The organism is Peribacillus sp. NPDC096447 (assembly GCF_044762725.1).
Lineage (GTDB): Bacteria > Bacillota > Bacilli > Bacillales > DSM-1321 > Peribacillus.
On the sequence record NZ_JBIWEV010000002.1, the window covers coordinates 228,601 to 248,444 of the forward strand.

At 39.9% G+C, this 19,844-nt stretch carries 19 protein-coding genes; 6 read left to right on the plus strand and 13 right to left on the minus strand.

Annotated features, from left to right (window positions below; translation table 11 throughout):
- Positions 1-181: 181 nt before the first annotated feature.
- Positions 182-544, plus strand: a complete 363-nt coding sequence (locus tag ACIQZD_RS07970) for a YugN family protein (RefSeq protein WP_101224559.1) — start codon at positions 182-184, stop codon at positions 542-544.
- Positions 545-657: 113 nt separating this feature from the next.
- Here the strand turns inward: ACIQZD_RS07970 and ACIQZD_RS07975 are convergent, their stop codons facing one another.
- The 7 genes from ACIQZD_RS07975 to cyoE form a co-directional block, all read right to left on the minus strand.
- Complete coding sequence (locus ACIQZD_RS07975) at positions 658-1,119, minus strand: DUF420 domain-containing protein (RefSeq protein ID WP_057278459.1); 462 nt, start codon at positions 1,117-1,119, stop codon at positions 658-660.
- Positions 1,120-1,325: 206 nt separating this feature from the next.
- The gene (gene ctaG / locus ACIQZD_RS07980) at positions 1,326-2,228 is read right to left on the minus strand and encodes a cytochrome c oxidase assembly factor CtaG (RefSeq protein WP_402900501.1); all 903 of its coding nucleotides are present in this window, start codon (positions 2,226-2,228) and stop codon (positions 1,326-1,328) included.
- A gap of 145 nt (positions 2,229-2,373) precedes the next feature.
- Complete coding sequence (gene ctaF / locus ACIQZD_RS07985; protein ID WP_048684534.1) at positions 2,374-2,709, minus strand: cytochrome c oxidase subunit IVB; 336 nt, start codon at positions 2,707-2,709, stop codon at positions 2,374-2,376.
- Between the two features lie 3 nt (positions 2,710-2,712).
- The gene (locus tag ACIQZD_RS07990) at positions 2,713-3,342 is read right to left on the minus strand and encodes a cytochrome (ubi)quinol oxidase subunit III (RefSeq protein ID WP_402900508.1); all 630 of its coding nucleotides are present in this window, start codon (positions 3,340-3,342) and stop codon (positions 2,713-2,715) included.
- A complete protein-coding gene (ctaD, locus tag ACIQZD_RS07995) occupies positions 3,342-5,213 on the minus strand; it encodes a cytochrome c oxidase subunit I (protein ID WP_402900511.1) in 1,872 nt (623 codons plus the stop codon). Before ctaD ends, ACIQZD_RS07990 begins: the two co-directional genes overlap by 1 nt.
- A gap of 24 nt (positions 5,214-5,237) precedes the next feature.
- Positions 5,238-6,320 carry a cytochrome c oxidase subunit II gene (gene coxB, locus ACIQZD_RS08000; RefSeq protein WP_402900514.1) on the minus strand — a complete coding sequence of 361 codons (1,083 nt, stop codon included), beginning with the start codon at positions 6,318-6,320 and terminating at the stop codon, positions 5,238-5,240.
- Between the two features lie 255 nt (positions 6,321-6,575).
- Entirely contained in the window at positions 6,576-7,514 is a 939-nt protein-coding gene (gene cyoE / locus ACIQZD_RS08005; protein ID WP_350301928.1) for a heme o synthase, read from the minus strand.
- Positions 7,515-8,113: 599 nt separating this feature from the next.
- Between cyoE and ACIQZD_RS08010 the strand changes: the two genes are divergently transcribed.
- Positions 8,114-9,100, plus strand: a complete 987-nt coding sequence (locus ACIQZD_RS08010) for a COX15/CtaA family protein (protein ID WP_402900519.1) — start codon at positions 8,114-8,116, stop codon at positions 9,098-9,100.
- Between the two features lie 181 nt (positions 9,101-9,281).
- Here ACIQZD_RS08010 and pyc read toward each other — a convergent pair whose 3' ends face one another.
- Both pyc and ACIQZD_RS08020 read right to left on the minus strand, forming a co-directional pair.
- Positions 9,282-12,719 carry a pyruvate carboxylase gene (gene pyc / locus ACIQZD_RS08015; RefSeq protein ID WP_402900522.1) on the minus strand — a complete coding sequence of 1,146 codons (3,438 nt, stop codon included), beginning with the start codon at positions 12,717-12,719 and terminating at the stop codon, positions 9,282-9,284.
- 569 nt (positions 12,720-13,288) lie between these two features.
- Positions 13,289-13,570 carry an Fpa/YlaN family protein gene (locus ACIQZD_RS08020; protein ID WP_034313996.1) on the minus strand — a complete coding sequence of 94 codons (282 nt, stop codon included), beginning with the start codon at positions 13,568-13,570 and terminating at the stop codon, positions 13,289-13,291.
- A gap of 221 nt (positions 13,571-13,791) precedes the next feature.
- Here ACIQZD_RS08020 and ACIQZD_RS08025 point away from each other — a divergent pair, with 221 nt between their 5' ends.
- Entirely contained in the window at positions 13,792-14,295 is a 504-nt protein-coding gene (locus ACIQZD_RS08025) for a hypothetical protein (RefSeq protein WP_101224551.1), read from the plus strand.
- A gap of 64 nt (positions 14,296-14,359) precedes the next feature.
- Here ACIQZD_RS08025 and ACIQZD_RS08030 read toward each other — a convergent pair whose 3' ends face one another.
- Positions 14,360-15,691 carry a PhoH family protein gene (locus tag ACIQZD_RS08030; protein ID WP_402900527.1) on the minus strand — a complete coding sequence of 444 codons (1,332 nt, stop codon included), beginning with the start codon at positions 15,689-15,691 and terminating at the stop codon, positions 14,360-14,362.
- Between the two features lie 269 nt (positions 15,692-15,960).
- Here ACIQZD_RS08030 and ACIQZD_RS08035 point away from each other — a divergent pair, with 269 nt between their 5' ends.
- The 3 genes from ACIQZD_RS08035 (at position 15,961) to ACIQZD_RS08045 (ending at position 17,336) form a co-directional block, all read left to right on the plus strand.
- Positions 15,961-16,560 (plus strand): YhcN/YlaJ family sporulation lipoprotein, encoded by a 600-nt coding sequence (locus tag ACIQZD_RS08035; protein WP_402900530.1) that lies wholly within the window; start codon positions 15,961-15,963, stop codon positions 16,558-16,560.
- 160 nt (positions 16,561-16,720) lie between these two features.
- Positions 16,721-16,921: a YlaI family protein gene (locus tag ACIQZD_RS08040; protein ID WP_072272690.1), complete on the plus strand. Its 201-nt coding sequence runs from the start codon at positions 16,721-16,723 to the stop codon at positions 16,919-16,921.
- The gene (locus ACIQZD_RS08045) at positions 16,905-17,336 is read left to right on the plus strand and encodes a hypothetical protein (RefSeq protein WP_402900533.1); all 432 of its coding nucleotides are present in this window, start codon (positions 16,905-16,907) and stop codon (positions 17,334-17,336) included. Before ACIQZD_RS08040 ends, ACIQZD_RS08045 begins: the two co-directional genes overlap by 17 nt.
- Positions 17,337-17,375: 39 nt before the next feature.
- Here the strand turns inward: ACIQZD_RS08045 and ACIQZD_RS08050 are convergent, their stop codons facing one another.
- The 3 genes from ACIQZD_RS08050 to typA are packed head-to-tail and all read right to left on the minus strand — an operon-like array spanning position 17,376 to position 19,843.
- A complete protein-coding gene (locus ACIQZD_RS08050) occupies positions 17,376-17,660 on the minus strand; it encodes a hypothetical protein (RefSeq protein ID WP_402902015.1) in 285 nt (94 codons plus the stop codon).
- A 4-nt stretch (positions 17,661-17,664) separates the two neighbouring features.
- Positions 17,665-17,973, minus strand: coding sequence for a YlaH-like family protein (locus ACIQZD_RS08055; protein WP_034314008.1), 309 nt, complete (start codon positions 17,971-17,973; stop codon positions 17,665-17,667).
- Between the two features lie 22 nt (positions 17,974-17,995).
- Positions 17,996-19,843: a translational GTPase TypA gene (typA, locus tag ACIQZD_RS08060; protein ID WP_048684521.1), complete on the minus strand. Its 1,848-nt coding sequence runs from the start codon at positions 19,841-19,843 to the stop codon at positions 17,996-17,998.
- Between the last annotated feature and the right edge of the window lies 1 nt (position 19,844).

A 19,844-nucleotide genomic window follows, 5' to 3' on the forward strand; every position in this document is an offset into this window, starting at 1 on the left:
GTGAATGATTGAAATACCATGGTTGAGTTCATTGCAACTTCCACCATTTCGTACTATTATAAAATATAGGATAAAATGGTATATTATAAACATACTTGGAGATTTTTAATATATTCATGTACATAATATTTTCCCGGTATGTCATTTTAATTCCCAATAGTAAACATAGGAGGTACTACTCGTGAAATTTGAAAGCTTTGGAATCGAAAACATCACAGCCGACTTAAACCGATTAGATGACCTAATGCCGCAATATGGTTTAATACGTGCAGAACAATGGGATTACGAAAGAGTCAGTTACGATCGTAAGTTCGAATTAAAAGAAGGCACGTTTTACCTGAGAATACTTGGCTATGCTACAGAGGGCGATGTAGGCTCTCACAGGGCCGTCATTAAACTTATGGTCCCTCTATTAGGAAAACACTATTATCCACACGGAGTTGAATATGGTGAAGGAGAGGATTTCCCTGCATCACTAGTTAAACAAAGTGAAAAAATCCTCTCTCAAATCAAAGAAGAACTTACACAATTCAACGGCCTGTAAAAGCCGTAAGTTAAAAGTGGGGTACAAAGAGAGAGGATCATGTGTGATGCTCTCTTTTTTTCGTATCCATTACAAAAGCCTGATGCTTTTTTGCACCAGGCTTTTTTGTTATTTTAAAATCCTAGAATCGCCTTTATTAAAGATGTTGTTTCGCCGCCATGATAAATGACATAAAGCAGGATGTAAACAGCAACTCCTGTAATCCCAGTGAAAAACCAAATGATGCTGGTAGCAGGTCCGATTTTTTTATGAATGGCGAATTTACCTTTAAAACCAGTGGTAAGCATGATGATCCCCAAAACTGCTCCAGTTGTCGCAAGCGTTATATGGAAGATCAAAAAAATCGTATAATAAATTTTAATGTCATCGGGTCCGCCAAATGACGTACTGCCAATGAAGACCGTCCGGGAAAGATATATAGTGAAAAAGATTACCGCAAAAACTGCAGCTGCCATCATGGTTTTTTTATGGGTCTCGATTTTGCGTTGTTTAATTTGATACCAGCCTATTGCAACAGTGATTGCACTTAATACAATGAAAGCTGTACTTATCGTTGGAAGGATTGGTAAAGACATATGTATTGTAGTCCTCTCTATATTTATTAATCATATACCATTTTATAAGAGGCAATCATAAAATTCAATAAAATCAAGGATTATTAACAGAATGCTCACTTTTATAGAATAGCCAAGTCGAATCACTGGCTATTTGCTTTAAATCAAAAATCCGGCAAGGCAGATAAAAGACTTGTCCGTCCCAAGACAAGTCTTTTATCGTACAATTATTCTACAGTCTGAAAATCCGAAGGTATCGGATCGATATCATTTTGGCCGCCATTCTCCTTTTTGAACCAAGCAAAGAAAATGACACCTAATACATAGCCTAAAACGATTTCTTGGATCACCTTCATCAGAACCCCGCCAAGCTGTTGATCCTCAAGCAATGGCAGTCCATTGAACATTTCCGGGCCACTGAGCGTTAACCCGGACAGCGCTGAAGCCGGAACGCAAAGTTCCATGGCACTGGCCCAAGATTCCGCATTGGTGAATGTATCATACATCGGATCATTAGCAAAAATGATCAAAGCGCAAGCAGGGGTCATTAGAATGCCACTGCCGAAAATATATGCTACTTTTTTAACACCTGACAGACTTTCACGTTCCGGAAGTTTATTGACAAGCGGGAACCACATCAAAACAGCGGTAGTAAATAAAAGGACCGTGTATCCGGCATGAAACCACATCCCCGTTTTGATAAAGTCGAACACTAACGGGATATGGTACAACGAGAAAAGAACATTAAATAGTAAAAGGGCGACAAGAGGTCTCGTGAAAAATTGAAATAACGGCTTCACTCCCCTTGAGTTTATGAAAGTTCTCATAAGCCAATCTGGAATCGCTATGATAAATAAAGGCGGAATCACGAGATAAAGCAGTGCCATTTGAAACATGTGGGCACTGAACATGATATGGCTCAATAAATCCAGTGGCGATCCTTTTACTGCATATAGAAGGAACATGGCTATCAAAAAATAAGCTGCCTGTTTAACGGAAAGCGCTGAACTGCCCGAAAACTTCTCCCTTTTTTTTGTCACCAGCCAAAAATAGCCAACGGTTATAAGTACGAGGACGGCAAAATAATAAGGACTCCACAAAGCGCGAAATCCGAAAATATCAATAGACAAAAAAATCACCTCGTTCATAAACTTTTTCTTACTTTCATTATACCTAAAATGAAACATGGTAACAAATATAGATAAACTTGGATTCTTTTTCTAGCTACACATAAAGAAAACCGGCTATCATTCAATAGCCGATTTCCTTTATGGTTTATAACCAAACAATCGTTGTGAACACAAGGACAGTTATCAAGCCGACAGCAAGGCCGGAAAATAAGAACAATGCAATGGTGCCATGCCCTTTATGCTTCATATGCATGAAATAATACAATTGGAAAATCACTTGTACAACTGCCAGCAGCAAAATGACTGGTTTAATGAACCAATGTGAAAAACCCTCGATTCCTACAGCAGCAAAAGCAAGTAATGTAAAGAAAATCATAAGTGTAAATGATATCACTTGGTGTTTCATCTCTTCAGCATTTTTCTTACGGCGATATTTTAAATCGACATTCGGGTTCGCTGAATTTGATTGTTCATTCGCCATCAGTTATCCCACCATTCCCATTAAGTATACGACAGTAAAGATAAACACCCAGACTACGTCAATGAAATGCCAATAAAGACTCGCAACATAAAATTTAGGAGCGTTATATAAATTCAAGCCCCTTCTTGCATTACGAACCATAAGAGATATGATCCAAACCAGACCGAAAGCAACGTGTCCTCCATGAAAACCAACTAACGTATAAAACGCTGAGCCGAAGGCACTGCTTGTAAATGTATGATGGAATTCATGAACATAGTGATTAAATTCATAAATCTCGAGACCTAGAAAAGCAAAACCAAGTGCAACTGTAATTACAAGCCATGCTTGCATTTGTTTAAAATGGTTATTTTTCATATGGTACATCGCATATACACTGGTTAATGAACTGGTCAATAAAAGCATGGTTGCTACAAAAGTCAGCGGTAATTCGAATAAGTCTTTAGCTAGGGCTGCATCACCATTTGGAACTTTATCCTTCAATGCAAGGTAAGTTGCAAAAAGTGAGGCGAATAGTACCGTCTCTCCACCAAGAAACAACCAGAATCCCAAATACTTATTTTTACCTTCTAAAGTCGCTTTCTCGGGAGAAGTAGGCCAAGTGGCATCCGTGAATCTTTCATCTGCTTGCATTATGCCTTACCTCCCTTGTCTTTATTGTCCATAAGGTCTTCTTTATGGATGTGGTATCCATGATCGTCTTTAACGGAACGGATAAACATTGAACCGAATGTGATCAAAAGTCCAATAATCATTATAGGCAGGGTCCATGTCTTATCATCCATATTATATAAAGCACCGAATGCGGCAACAAATAAACCCAAGGCAATCGTTAAAGGAAGTATAGATGAATTCGGCATATGGATATCCCCCAGTGGTTCTGCAGGAGTCATTTCCTTTTTCCCTTCCATTTTTTCAACCCAGTAAGGATCTAATCCGCGGACAAGCGGCAATTGTTTGAAATTATAAAACGGCGGTGGTGATGGAATGGCCCATTCAAGCGTACGGCCGTCTCCCCATGGATCATTGCCGACTTTCTCATTCTTCACAGATGTAATGATTATATTGATGACCATAACCAAGACCCCAAATGCCATTAAGAAGGCTCCAACTGTACTGATCATATTACCTGTATTGAGACCTTGATCGTCCAAGAATGTAAATACGCGACGAGGCATCCCCATCAAACCTAAGAAATGTTGAATGAAGAATGTTAAATGGAAACCGATCAAGAACGTCCAAAATGTGATTTGTCCCAATTTTTCACTTAACATCGTTCCAAACATTTTCGGCCAATAAAAATTGATTCCAGCCAGTAAGCCCAATACAACCCCACCAACGATTACATAGTGGAAATGGGCAACAACGAAATAACTATCATGGTATTGATAATCAGCTGGTGCTGATGCGAGCATGATACCTGTCACGCCGCCCATGGTAAATGTAGGGATAAAGGCAACTGCATAAAGCATCGGTACCGTGAACTTGACGCTTCCGCCCCACATCGTAAAAATCCAGTTGAATATCTTAATACCTGTCGGCACCGCAATAGCCATGGTGGCAACAGCAAAAATCGCATTCGCGATAGGTCCTAAACCAGTCGTAAACATATGATGCGCCCAAACCATGAAACCTAAGAAACCGATTAAAACAGTTGCAAATACCATTGATGAATAACCAAACAATCTTTTTCTGGAGAATGTAGCGAAAATTTCGGAAAAAATACCGAAAGCTGGAAGAATCAGGATATATACTTCCGGGTGACCGAATATCCAGAATAAATGCTCCCAAATGATCGTATTCCCGCCCGCTGCTACATCAAAGAAATTCGAGCCGAACATCCTGTCGAACATCATTAACACCAATCCTACGGTAAGCGGAGGAAAAGCGAATAATATCAATGCGGAAACAACGAAAGTTGACCATGTGAACAGCGGCATACGCATATATGTCATACCAGGCGTACGCATATTAATAATGGTTACTAGGAAATTGATCCCCGCAATTAATGTTCCCAATCCTGATATCTGTAATCCCAGGACGTAAAAATCAATACCATGGCCTTCGGAATGCAGGGAAAGTGATGCATATGATGTCCAGCCTGCATCAGGAGCCCCCCCTAAAAACCATGAAAGATTCAGAAAGATTCCTCCAAAGAAAAACAACCAAAAACCTAACGAGTTCAAAAATGGGAACGCGACATCACGTGCCCCTATCTGTAAGGGTACAACCGCATTCATTACAGCAAACACCAATGGCATGGCTGCCAGAAATATCATAGTTGTACCGTGCATGGTCAATATTTCATTATAAAATCCGGCACTTACGAAGTCATTATTTGGGATTGCAAGCTGGATACGGATAAACATCGCTTCCAAACCGCCGATTACAAAGAATAATCCGCCAGAGATAAGATATAAAATGGCGATTTTCTTATGGTCCACCGTCGTCAGATAATCCCAAAGCGTAGCGCCAAATCCTTTTTTATTAGCGTACGTACTCACGATTTAACCTCCTTAATCAATGTTCTATTTGTCTTCCACCTTAAGCTCTAATAGATAAGCTGCCAGTGCATTAATATCTGAATCCGAAAGTTCGCCGTAAGTACCGGTCATCGTGTTGCCCGGTTTATACTTCTCAGGATCCTTGATCCATTTTTTTACATTCTCTTCCGTATGATCCAATACGCCAGCCACTTTTTGACGTTCACCGAATGTAGCGAGATTCGGAGCCTGACGAGCAGCTTCAGGCCTGCTGTCATTTGGTGTCACCGCATGGCAGCCTATACAACTTTGATTAAAGACATCTTCACCCTGTTTGGCCAGATCACCTTCAACGACAGGTTCCTTCGCGGCTTTCATATCTTTAGTCCATGCTTCAAAATCGCTTTTGGACTTCGTTATGACCTTAAAATCCATCAAAGCATGTGAAGGACCGCAAAGTTCAGCACATTTTCCGTAAAACAAGTTGTTCGAATCTTCTGCCTTTTCACTGTCGAATTCTAAGAAAAACTGATTGACCCCTTCAGTATTTGTATCCATCTTTCCTCCGACAGACGGTACCCAGAATGAATGCTTAACATCTGAAGCAGTTAGATTGAAGTACACTTTTTGATCGGTTGGCACAACCAAATCCTGACTTGTTACAACGCCAAGGTCCGGATATTCAAACTCCCACCAATAAAGGTTTGCCCTGACATTCACGACAAGTGCATCCCTCGTTTTTCCATCCTTATCTTTCTTATCCATTGCCTTTGTGTCGGCTAAGTCGAAAGTGGTGACGACGGTTGGAACAGCCAGAACAATTAAAAGAAGGATAGGAATAACAGTCCAGATAATTTCGAGTTTATGACTTCCTTCAATTTGTTTCGGTATTGTTTCGTCGCCTTCCTTCCGACGGAAGCGTAGTAAAACTACAACGAACAAAATAATCACAACAATAATAACCAGTACCATGATTAGTGTACTCAATATCAGTAAGTCATACTGAGATTGCGCAACATCGCCAGCTGGCTTCAGCGCGGATAGAAATGGTTCGCCGCAGCCCGAAAGGACAAGTCCTACAATACCCAGCAGAGCAATTAGGCGCCATTTGTGCAGCCTTTTTTTCATAGCTTCAGAAACCCCTCTTTCGTCAAAATTTTCTCACAAAAATAAAAATGGGCGCAATTGCGAATATTCTCTCTATGTCAATTTCTAAAAAGAAAGAATCCCTAAACTAAGGAATTATTAAGATGAATCCATGTAACCGCTCTTATGTATGACCCCGTTGGTTCCGTTAATATGTATGAGTGGCGGTCAGTGCAATATATATCAGTAAGCTGGAGCCTGTAAAAGAAACAGGCAACCAGCTTATTTTAACCAAAACTAGATGAGAGTGACAATAACCATCGCTACAAATAAAATGGTCATATAATTTAAAGAATATACAAACATGGATGTTGCCCATTTAACATCATCTTTCTTTTTATACCCCTTAATTCCCAAAATAAGCCACCCCGTGCTCAATAATGCAGCAAGAATAACTAGCGGAGTTCCTAATGGAGTTAAAAAGAAAGGCACAAACATTAAACAGATGATCCAAAGCATAATCGACCTTTTTGCGGCCTTGAAGCCTTTTACGACCGGAAGCATAGGTACTCCGGCTGCACGATATTCTTCGACACGCCTCATTGCCAGTGCATAAAAATGAGGCGGCTGCCACAAGAACATGATCGCGAACAGGACCCAGGCGATCTTATCAAGGCCCGGGTCGACTGCAGCCCACCCGATAAGTGGAGGCACGGCTCCGGATATACTGCCTATAATCGTATTCGAGACAAATCTACGTTTGAAAACCATGGTATATAAAACAACATAGGCGAAGACGCCGAATGCACCTAGTATGGCAGTTGTCATATTAGTCAATGCAAGTAAAATCAGCCCTGCAGCAATTAAGCCGAAACTTAACGCCAATACCTTTGAAGGCTGTACTTTCCCAGTTACCGTTGGACGGTTTTTCGTTCTTTCCATTAAATGATCGATATCACGGTCATAATAATTATTGAAACTGCAAGATCCCGCCATAATGAGCGCCGAACCTGCAAGTGTATAAAACACTACATCTAGATTGCTTAAGAAGCTAAGCCCCGAAAAATGAAGAGCTAACCACACGCCGGTAAAAGCTGTAATTATATTTGAATTGACAATCCCCACTTTTATAAGTGCGAGAAAATCCTTCCAAGCTGTTGTTTCAGGTATATCCGATTGAAGGGCGGCTTTACTGTCCTCCATGACAGCTTCTGACAAACCCCTTGTTTCTGACATTTGTTTTCCTCCTTTAAATCATTCAGCACAGACGCAAATGCAAAAAAATACTTACATATGCTATAGAACATTATTTCATACTTTTTGATATTTGTAACCAAGGAAGCGTAAACAAAAAGTAAATTATTTACCAATGACCGTTGTCAATGGAATCCATCGAGAGCTATCATTCTTAATATCATGCTTAATAACAGTAAAATTTAGTAAAATCATTTCTTCAATATATTAAAACACATTTTTGGAAGCTTTTGTGAAAATTTTTCGGATAATTTTTGACCAATTTGTGTCTCAATAATTTACTGCTGTTAAAAGATGTTCATCAAGAACATGAATAGTATGCTGTTATCATCATCCCCTAGGCTTATTCCCTATTTTGCTCCTACTTGAAGGTTTACACTCCCTTTATTTCTATCAAAGTCTTTTGTAACTTTCAACTATTTCAGGCATTTTAATTAATAGCTATAATATAAACTGAACTTGTAAAATCATTCTAATTTGTGTAATATCGAGGAAGTTCGACAAATATTATGAAAAACCTTATGCTATTATTAATTTTAAGAACAATCCTATTTGCTACAGAGAAAAAGGTGGGACTACTAGTGAAATCGTCTCTTAAATGGTTTGCTGTTTTAACAACGATTGTAATGCTTTTCATCTTACTTGGTGGAGCCCTAGTCACGAAGACGGATTCCGGCATGGGTTGCGGCAGGTCATGGCCATTGTGCAATGGCCAATTGATCCCGGACAAAATCACGATTGAATTGGTCATTGAGCTTTCCCATCGGCTCGTTTCAGGTGCTGGGGGATTCTTGGTTTTAATTTTATCGTATATGTCTTGGAAAAAAATCGGCCATATCCGTGAAGCGCGTTTCTTATCCGTCCTTTCTTTTGGTTTTCTGTTACTGCAAGGGTTGATTGGAGCCGCTGCCGTCATTTGGTCACAATCCGATTTCGTCCTTGCCCTTCATTTTGGCATATCGCTCATTTCCTTTGCTTCCGTCTTTTTACTGACACTGTTGATTTTTGAAGTAGACAAGAAGTTCGAAGCCGAAAAACTTATAGTTGACAAACGAATGAAATTCCATATTATTGGCGTATTGATTTTTTGTCTGGCAGTCGTATATACGGGTGCTCTTGTAAGGCATACAGAATCCAGTCTTATCTGTAAGGATTGGCCTTTATGTGTAAATGATAGCGCTGCACTCCCCTCAAACCTTTATGAATGGATTCAGATGGGGCACCGTGCAATGGCAGGCGCTATTTTCATTTGGGTATCATATGTGGCTTATATCGCCCAAAAACATTACAAAAATCAAAAAGTTTTATATGGCGGTTGGATTGCTGCATTCATTCTCGTATTTTTACAGGTTACAGCTGGAGCCTTTATCATTTTCTCAAGGCAAAACTTATATATCGCATTGACACACGCATTATTCATTGCCTGCTTTTTTGGTGTAATGAGCTATTTAATGCTATTGACATCTAGAAGTAAAAAAAATGCCCTAGCCAAGCAAAAAGGGAGCCCCACGCACACAGTCAAAGGACAGGATGAACAGGATATAACACCAACTGTACCCGCCCGTTAATGTCTGATTGTTCAATCAATAATATAAAAGGATAAAACAAAAACCACCATTCCCAAGAATGGTGGTTTTTGTTTTGTCTCAAGATGACCGTACATTGCCTAAAAAGAGGGTACAGAGCAGCTTGAAACCTCAAGCATACCCCATATACCCCAAATCCTTCACAAGGTCACAGTCAGCTAGATTACTTAGTTATTTCAATCAATAAGTCTCCAGTACTGATCGCTTCTCCATCTTTTACATAAATATCTTTAATGGTCCCGGAGAATGGTGCTTGCACGGTAGTTTCCATTTTCATCGCTTCCGTAATGATTAGGTGATCACCCTGCTTGACCTGATCGCCTTTCTCGACCACTACACGAATAACCGTACCTGGCATTGTCGCACCGAGTTGTTCTTTATTTTTTGGGTCTGCCTTCATTTTTGATACAACGGAAGATTTAATGTTTTCATCCTTGATGATCACTTCACGCGATTGACCATTCAACTCAAAATAAACGACCCTTGTTCCATCAGCCAATGGCTGGCCGATTGAAACCAATTTTACGATGAGCGTTTTACCCTTTTCAATTTCAACTTCGATTTCTTCCCCTAGCCTCATCCCATATAAGAAAGTTGCGGTATCGAGGTTGGAAACATCTCCAAACAGTTCAATCGTTTTATTGTAGTCCAGGTATACTTTTGGATAGAGGGCATATGCAAGCACATCGAAATCAGTGACTGCCCGTCCCAATTCCTTGAATAATTCTTCTTTAAGTGCTGCAAAGTCCACTTCTTCCAATAATTCACCCGGTCTTACTGTTATAGGTTTCTTCCCTTTCAGGATAACTTCCTGAAGTTCTTTAGGGAATCCCCCAACTGGCTGACCTAGATAGCCTTCGAATAACTCTATGACTGAATCAGGGAAATCGATGGATTTTCCTTTTGTCAGTACATCTTCTTCAGACAGGTTATTTTGTACCATGAATAAAGCCATATCCCCAACAACTTTGGATGAAGGAGTTACTTTAACGATATCGCCGAACATTACATTGACGCGCTGGTACATCTCTTTCACTTCATGCCAGCGGTCTCCCAGCCCCACTGCTTTGGCTTGCTGCTGCAGATTACTATATTGACCGCCCGGCATCTCGTGTTTGTAAACCTCGGTATGAGGTGCATTCATGCCGCTTTCGAAGTCATGATAGAATTTCCTGACCTCTCCCCAGTATTCTCCTAAACGCTCTAGTGAATCGACTTCCAATTTAGGCTGTCTGCTTGACCCCTCCAATGCATAATGAAGTGTTTGTACACTTGGCTGCGAAGTCAGTCCAGCTAAAGAACCAATCGCCGTATCAACGATATCCACACCAGCTTCGATCGCTTTAGAATACATGTAAATTCCATTTCCGCTTGTATCATGAGTATGCAGATGGATCGGAAGGGATGTCGATTCTTTCAGTTCCGAAACAAGGCGGTAAGCAGCATCAGGTTTCAAGAGGCCGGCCATATCCTTGATCGCTAAAATATGGGCACCGGCTTTTTCTAATTCCACCGCCATATTTTTATAGTATTCGATATTATACTTGCTGCGTGATGGATCATTCAAATCCCCTGTATAACAAATGGCAGCTTCCGCAATTTTGCCGGATTGACGGACTGCATCAATAGCCAATTCCATTCCTTTAACCCAGTTTAAACTATCGAAGATACGGAAAACATCAATGCCTGCATCCGCTGATTTCTCTACGAATTCACGAATGACATTATCAGGGTAATTTTTATAACCAACTGCATTTGAAGCCCTTAATAGCATTTGCAAAAGGACATTCGGAGCTTTTTTCCTGAAACTTAACAGCCTGTCCCATGGATCTTCTTTCAAGAAGCGATATGCGACATCGAAAGTTGCCCCGCCCCACATTTCCATTGAAAATAAATCAGGAAGGAGTTTTGCTGTAGGCTCAGCGATATCAAGGATATCTTTCGACCTGATTCTCGTCGCCAGTAAAGATTGATGTGCATCACGGAAAGTCGTATCGGTGATCAATACCTCTTTCTGTTCTTTGATCCATTTGACCAGACCCTCTGCACCATGCTCTTCAAGTATATTTTTTGTACCCGAGATAAGCGGCAGACCATCAACATTCGGAATTGGAACTGGATCAAAAACCGGCTTTTTCTTTTTCTCGACTCCCGGGAATCCATTCACGGTCACATTTCCGATATATGAAAGCATTTTTGTCCCACGGTCTTTTCTGATTGGGAAACTAAATAATTCCGGTGTTGTATCAATGAATGATGTATCATATTCCCCATTTATGAATTTTTCATGTTTAACAACATTTTCAAGGAAGGGGATATTAGTTTTAATTCCACGAATCCTGAATTCCTTAAGGTTACGAACCATTTTGGAAGCTGCCTGCTCAAATGAAAGCGCATGAGTCGAAAGTTTAACGAGAAGGGAATCATAATATGGTGTGATGACCGCACCTTGGAATCCATTCCCTGCGTCCAGACGAACACCGAATCCCCCACCGGAACGGTAAACCATCATTTTCCCTGTATCGGGCATGAAATTATTCAATGGGTCCTCAGTCGTCACCCTTGATTGAATCGCATATCCATGAGTTTTAATTCCTGCTTGTTCTGGAATCCCGATCTTTTTGCCATGGAGTTCATGCCCTTCAGCTACCATGATTTGAGATTGAACGATATCAATGCCGGTAATCATCTCGGTAATGGTATGCTCAACCTGTACCCGTGGATTGACTTCAATAAAGTAAAATTCGCCATTTGCGACAAGGAACTCGACCGTACCAGCGTTCACATAATCAATATTTTTCGCCAACTTGACGGCTGCCTCACAAATCCTTTCCCTTAAATCTTCGGAAAGGGAAACGGAAGGTGCCACTTCCACAACTTTTTGATGCCGTCTCTGAACGGAACAGTCACGTTCATATAAATGGACGATATTCCCATGAGTATCGGCCAAAATCTGAACTTCGATATGCTTCGGATTTTGTATGAATCTCTCTACATAGACTTCATCATTACCAAAAGCTGCTTTAGCTTCTGATTTTGCGCGATCATAAGCCTCTTCAACTTCTTCGATTTTTTCGACAATCCGCATTCCGCGTCCGCCGCCGCCTAAAGAGGCTTTTATAATAATCGGAAAACCATATTGTTCACCAAATTCCTTGACTTCTTCAACACTGGTCACCGGTCCATCGCTACCAGGGATAACCGGAATATTAGCCAGTTCAGCTTGTGTTCTGGCTTTTACTTTGTCACCAAACATATCTAGGTGTCTTGATTCTGGTCCGATGAAGATTATGCCCTCTTCCTCACAACGTTTCGCAAATTCAATATTTTCTGAAAGGAAACCATAACCGGGATGAATCGCATCGACTCCGCTCATTTTGGCAATCGCAATTATGCCTTCAATATCCAGGTATGCATCAATCGGCTTTTTGCCTTCCCCGACCAAATATGCCTCATCCGCTTTATATCTGTGATAAGAACCATAATCTTCCTTTGAATAGATTGCAACTGTGTGAATGTCTAATTCCGTACATGCACGAAAAATCCTTATCGCTATTTCCCCACGATTTGCCGCAAGTACTTTTTCTATACGTTTCGCCATTGCTACCACCCTAATCAATATGTATTTTTATTGAATATATAGAAAAAAAGCGTGAAAGATTTCCACCACTTTTTATTCATGAATTGATTTCCCAAATAAGGAGTCCAATCTGATTAAGCTCATTTTATCGCTGAGGTAATTATTTCGATATATTTTATATTTTCGTTTTTTACATCCGATAAAGATTAAATGAGCCCTAAACCATTAGCTAATGAAAATTTAGCTATAATAATATATTATCAAATTGATTTAACTTTCTATTAATATAACCATAATACTAAAATTAACTGAATACAATAAAAAAATAAAATATTACATATATTCGTATATAAAAACAAGGAATTACTCTGCTTTCCCACCAAGACTCCAATGCCTCAGCACAGGAATAAGGCCCTAGATCCCCAATGTTCGAATGAAAATTCAAAATAATTAAAAAACTTAAATTAAGCTTCCGCGGATCAATCAGTATGTCACTTTTGGATATAGTATAACACTATTAATTAATTATGTACATAAATAAAAAACTCAAACAATCATCGAGATTTGTTTGAGTTAGTATGTTTTATCTATTATTTTTTTAATGATGCTTCATGCAAAACTGACAATTCCTGTTCAAGGGTTTCCAAAAGGGATTTACCCTCGGTTTCCTCTACCAAACCTAAACGTACGGCAAAATCAATTTCTCTTGATAAACCGAACATTTGTGTATCAAGGACCTCTTCATATAAAGGACATTGAGGCATAGTGAGATTTTCCATTTGAACTTTTATCAGTTTTAGAATCTTGTCAGCATCTGCTTTTAATAAAGCATAAGCTTTTTCTCGATGATTGACAAGCATATCAGATGCCATGTTAAATCCCCCCGCTCAGAGCGATTAAATCTTATCTTTAAATTCTACCTTTAGTTTTGTGAAAAAGCAAGGACATTGACAAACAATTTGCCATTGAGATATCACGATCACCTCTCAAATGAATATACCGGGCCATGGAAATTGTTCACCATCGTGAAGATGTGACATTTCAATTATAATTGATTATAATCATTAAAGAGCAACAGAAAGGAATGAGATATTTGGAACCCATCGTATTTATAAATGGAAAAGTGAAATATCCAATTACACTAGATCCTGGAGTATGGATTTTTGATGACCGTAAAGTTGAAATAAATACATATTTCCACGCAGAAAGAGTCCAAGTCAATGAATTAGAAGAATATACGATTGCCGCCTCCAAACATTGGCAAAAAGAAATACAGGAAGGCGCAATAATGCCACCCACATTAAAAACGGAACGAAAGTTCGAGAAGCAAAGATTGCTTGAAGGGACTTTCGGCATCCCTTTTGAACCTTTTTTAAAAAATGCCGAACCTGAAAATGGGGTAACTGAAGTCATCGTTACAACCGATGATGAGGAGCTTACATTCCCGTTGGAAACGGCACTTGAATTTTTCCTGGGCTTTTCCAAGGAAGGAAAGCCGCTTAAAATATCCGAGGGCGGTCCTTTGGAAATTTATTTCGGAGACGCTTCCAACATCAATGATCCGATAAAAAATGTACGGTCTTTCACTGTTAAATAAGAATTAATCCATTCTCACCAAAAACTTTAGAGCAATCGGCAAGGGATATCCCTTGCCGATTGCATTATAAAAGCGTAGCTGCCAGCTGGGCCAATCCAGATCTTTCCCCTTTTATCAATTTAACATGGCCTGCAATACGCTCGGTCTTGAATTTTTCCACCACATATGTCAAACCATTATTATATTCATCTAAATACGGATGATCTATTTGCTCCGGATCTCCCATTAATACAATTTTGCTTCGCTCCCCGACCCTCGTCAAAATGGTCTTGACCTCATGTTTCGTTAAGTTCTGCGCTTCATCGATGATGATGAACTGATCCGGGATGCTCCTTCCCCTGATATAGGTGAGGGCTTCCACTTCGATCGAACTCATTCCTGCTAAAATGGCATCCAATTCCCCAGGTTTTTTCGTATTGAACAAAAATTCGAGATTATCAAAAATAGGCTGCATCCATGGTCTTAATTTTTCTTCTTTTTCCCCTGGCAGATAACCAATATCTTTACCAACCGGAACAATGGGCCTGGCAACCAAAAGTTTCTTATAATGTGCCAAATCTTCAGTTTGCATCAATCCTGTTGCCAATGCCAATAAAGTCTTACCTGTCCCAGCCTTACCAATGAGCGTCACAAGCTTGATATCCGAACGAAGCAACAAATCTAGGGCCATCGTCTGCTGGACATTTCTCGGTTTAATTCCCCAAATATGTTCCCCTTCATACATCAATTTCTTAACGAACCTGCAATTCTCATCCACAATCCCTATCGCAGAAGCTGAACTGCCCAGCGTGTCCTTCATCAACAGGAATTGATTTGGATAATATGAATCTTTTGTCAGTTCTTCCAGTGCCAGAAAACTTTTTTCATAAAACTTATTCAGATTATCAATCGATACAAACACTTCTTTGTGCCCAGCGTAAATATGGTCCAGTTCTACGACACGGTCATTTAAAAAGTCCTCTGCCTCAAGACCGATCGCATCAGCCTTAACCCTGACGAGAGTATCTTTACTAACCAAAATGACCGTTTTTCCAGCTTCCTTCGTCTCTTCTTCCAAAGATAAATTTTTCGCGACTGCCAATATCCTGTTATCATTCGTTTTCTCCACAAAAATTTCCTGAAGCTTATGAAATGAACGGTGGTTGAGTTCAATCCTTATGCTGCCTCCATTATGAAGCGGAATGCTCTGATGAAGCTTCCCTTTTTCCCGAAAGCCATCGATCAATTTCGATACTTGCCTGGCATTCCTTCCGATTTCATCCATGTACCTTTTTTTCGAATCCAACTCTTCTAATACGACTGCGGGAATGACAACTTCATTATCTTCGAATGAATAAATCGAATACGGATCCTGCAACAGGACATTCGTATCTAAAACATAGATTTTTTTCCCCAATATGACGCCTCCTGCCTGCTCTAAAGGATATGCCTTACCATTTACTACACTCAGCATTTATGTAGCGGACGAGACTGTTGATATAAAATATATGTTCCTTTGCATAAAGATAGAAGAACATTTACAGACTATAAAGAAAACTTCCAGCAAAGAATGCAATCCCCAACATTGATTACACCATGTTTCACTGCGTTTTATACTTATATGCATCAGACTTGGTAGTGATGGACAGGCTGGAACAAAAAAAAGAGCATTAAGGAGGTTTTACATTGCAAAAAATCATATTGTCGCTCGCTGCGGTTCTGTTGATGTCAGGTTGCACAATGGATAATAATAACGAAGTGTCTGAAGATAACTCGAAAAACAATATAACGAAAGTCAATAATACGACCATTAAGGAAGCAGACAGAAATACCGGCCAGCAAACAGCGGAAAGACTCACCGGTTTGGCTAAATCCATTCCGGAGGTGAACGATGCCACCGCAGTCGTACTTGGCAAATATGCCATCGTCGGAATAGATATTGACCAAGATATTGAGCGTTCACAGGTTGGAACGATAAAGTACTCTGTTGGAGAAACTTTAAAACATGATCCTGAAGGTGCAAATGCACTCATCGTCGCTGACCCTGATATAAATGAGCGGATCAGGGAGGTGGCCAGAGACATTAAAGACGGTAAACCGGTAACCGGGATACTAAATGAACTGGCTGACATCACAAGTCGAGTCATTCCTGAGGTTCCTGGTGATATTTTAACCCCAACGCCGTCCAAGAACATTGAAAAGGAAAAAAATAAACTTGATGATGAAACGGAAAGAAAAGAACTCGATAAAGAGCAAAATGATCAATCCAATCACTTTAAAGAATGAATTTTCCTGACCCGAAGTGAATCTTCGGGTTTTTTGTCTATACCCGCCATGCACCAAGTAACATTAACTTTCAAATGTCAGTTTCACTTTATCCTCGTTTTACCATAAAAATATTGGTATACTTAAAAGCATATTCGAATTGAAGTGAGGTTCAACTAATATGAAGGTTAAATGTGTAATATGCGATCAAATTGAATCTATACCTGACGATAGCCCAGAAGCAAAGAAACTTCGAAACCGTCCTATACATACCTATATGTGCAATACATGTAACCAACGCATAGAAGAGCGTACGAACGAACGGATTGCAACCGGAAACTTCCGTCTGTACCGGACGATCAAAAATGAAGATGAATGGTAGAATATTTTATAAAGTTTGCCTGATTGGTCTCATCAATGGAGTTATGCTTGGATTGATAATGAAGTGGGTCGAAATGTTTTCAGGCAAGCAAGTGTATAAGCTTTTATTGAATGTGGATTTCCTTCCTCTAATTGGAGCTGTTTCCTGGAGTGAGGCATCATTGTTCTTTTTCCATCTCCTTTTTTCACTTGCCATTACGTTTAGTTACGCTTATATTCTTCATCCTTTGAAAATTTTCATGAAATGGAACAAATACGCACTTGCTTTTATCACGATACTTCCAGCCATCATGCTTTACTTCCCACTATCGGCGCTGTCGAAAACAGAGGTTGTCCTTCCTTCTGATTTGACAGCTTTCTTTTTGTGGGCAATCTTACATCTTTTTTACGGACTTTTCCTCCCTAAAGCAATATAAAAAAAGAACCGTGCGTAAATCGCACGGTTCTTTTTATCATTACTCGATATTTTTATACTTTTCTGGCTCTAACTGAATCTGGTCTAACATGATATCAATCAATTCAATCGGATAACGTTGCTTTTTCATTTCGTTTCCCAAAAGGTACTCGACGAAATAAAAAGGTTCTGTTTTTGAAACAGAATCGATTATCACCTGATGATCGTCTTTCAGCATCTGCATGAAAAACATTTCTGTATCGCGTGCAGCTGTATCATCAGGCCTTGCATCACAGACAACTTTGATCGTCAACCAATTGTATAAAGCATCCTGTAATGATTTCATCATCTTAAGCCTGTTCTTCTTTTCTCGAATTATGAAGACGGATCCTATAGATCCCCAGAACAAGCGAAGCGATGACTAATGCTTCCCCCATAGGAAGAAACACCGCAAAGAAAGAAAGAAGGGTACATCCAAGTGCCATTACCACATAAATGACCACATTTTTTAGCAATGGTAACTTTTTGGCAAAACCTAACTGATAGACAAGGATGCATAATCCAAAGACCGTCAAATATAAATACCACATTCCTGCTTCAGGATTTTCATCCACTCTGTACAATGCTGCAAAAAATGATAATCGCTCTTGGATATCCAATCTTTTCTCCTCCTCTTGCTATTTATTTTTCTTCAACAGCAACTTTTTTTCTTTTAGCTGCTCTTTCACGCTCGTTTTTATCTAGAATTTTTTTACGAAGACGGATTGAATCCGGAGTTACTTCACAGTACTCGTCATCGTTCAAATATTCCAGAGCTTCTTCAAGGGACATGATTCTTGGTTTTTTCATGGAAGAAGTTTGGTCTTTATTTGCTGAACGCATATTTGTCATTTGTTTCGCTTTAACGATATTAACAGTCAAATCGCTATCACGGTTATGTTCCCCGACGATCATGCCTTCGTAAATATCCGTACCTGGCTCAACGAAAATAACACCGCGGTCTTCTACTTGCATAATACCATATTGTGTAGTTTTTCCTGATTCCATGGATACAAGTACACCTTGACGTCTTCCGCCGACTTGACCTTGTGCCATTGGTTGGTAGCTGTCAAATGAATGGTTCATGATACCATATCCGCGTGTAATCGTTAAGAACTCAGTTGAATAGCCAATAAGTCCGCGAGCTGGGATCGTGAACAGTAAACGAACTTGACCGCTTCCGCTGTTGATCATATCCAATAATTCACCTTTACGGGCTCCCATTGATTCCATGATCGAACCAGTGTGCTCCTCAGGTACGTCGATTTGTACACGTTCAACCGGCTCACAACGGACACCATCAATCAAACGAACGATAACTTCCGGTTTAGAAACTTGCAGTTCATAACCTTCACGTCTCATGTTTTCGATCAGGATGGAAAGGTGAAGCTCCCCACGTCCTGAAACAATCCAGACATCCGGAGAATCAGTATTTTCGACTCTTAAGCTGACATCAGTCTGCAATTGGTTTCTCAAACGCTCTTCAATTTTACGAGCTGTAACGAATTTACCTTCACGGCCTGCGAATGGGCTGTTATTTACAAGGAAAGTCATTTGTAATGTTGGCTCGTCAATACGCAGGATAGGTAGAGCTTCAGGGTGTTCAGTCGGACAAACTGTTTCCCCTACGTTAATATCCTCCATACCAGAAACGGCAATTAAATCACCGGCAACGGCTTCTTGGATTTCAACTTTCTTCAAGCCAATATAACCAAAGATTTTCGTTACACGGAATTGTTTAACCTTCCCATCAAGTTTCATTAATGAAACCTGTTGACCTACATGCATTTTACCGCGGAATACACGGCCAACCCCAATACGTCCTACATAATCATTATAGTCAAGTAAAGCCACTTGGAATTGAAGCGGTTCATCTGAGTTATCAATTGGTGCAGGGATCGTTTCAACGATTGTTTCGAAAAGTGGGGTCATGTCTTCTTCTTGTTTAGCAGGATCTGAATCCAAGCTTGCAGTACCAGCAATACCTGAAGTGAAGACAACTGGGAAGTCTAATTGTTCTTCTTCAGCTCCTAGTTCGATGAATAAGTCAATTACTTCATCGACCACTTCATTTGGACGTGCAGAATCTTTATCGATTTTGTTCACGACAACGATTGGCGTGATCTTTTGTTCCAATGCTTTTTTCAACACGAAGCGAGTTTGCGGCATACAGCCTTCATATGCATCAACAACAAGAAGAACGCCATCAACCATTTTCATGATCCGTTCCACTTCACCACCAAAGTCGGCATGACCAGGTGTATCCAAAATATTGATCCTTGTATCTTGGTATTGAACTGCTGTATTTTTCGCAAGAATCGTAATTCCGCGTTCTTTTTCAATCGCATTAGAATCCATCGCACGTTCTTCCACATGTTCATTTTCACGGAAAGTACCAGATTGCTTAAGCAACTGATCCACTAACGTTGTTTTACCATGGTCAACGTGGGCAATGATGGCTATATTACGAATATTTTCTCTTAATTTCAAA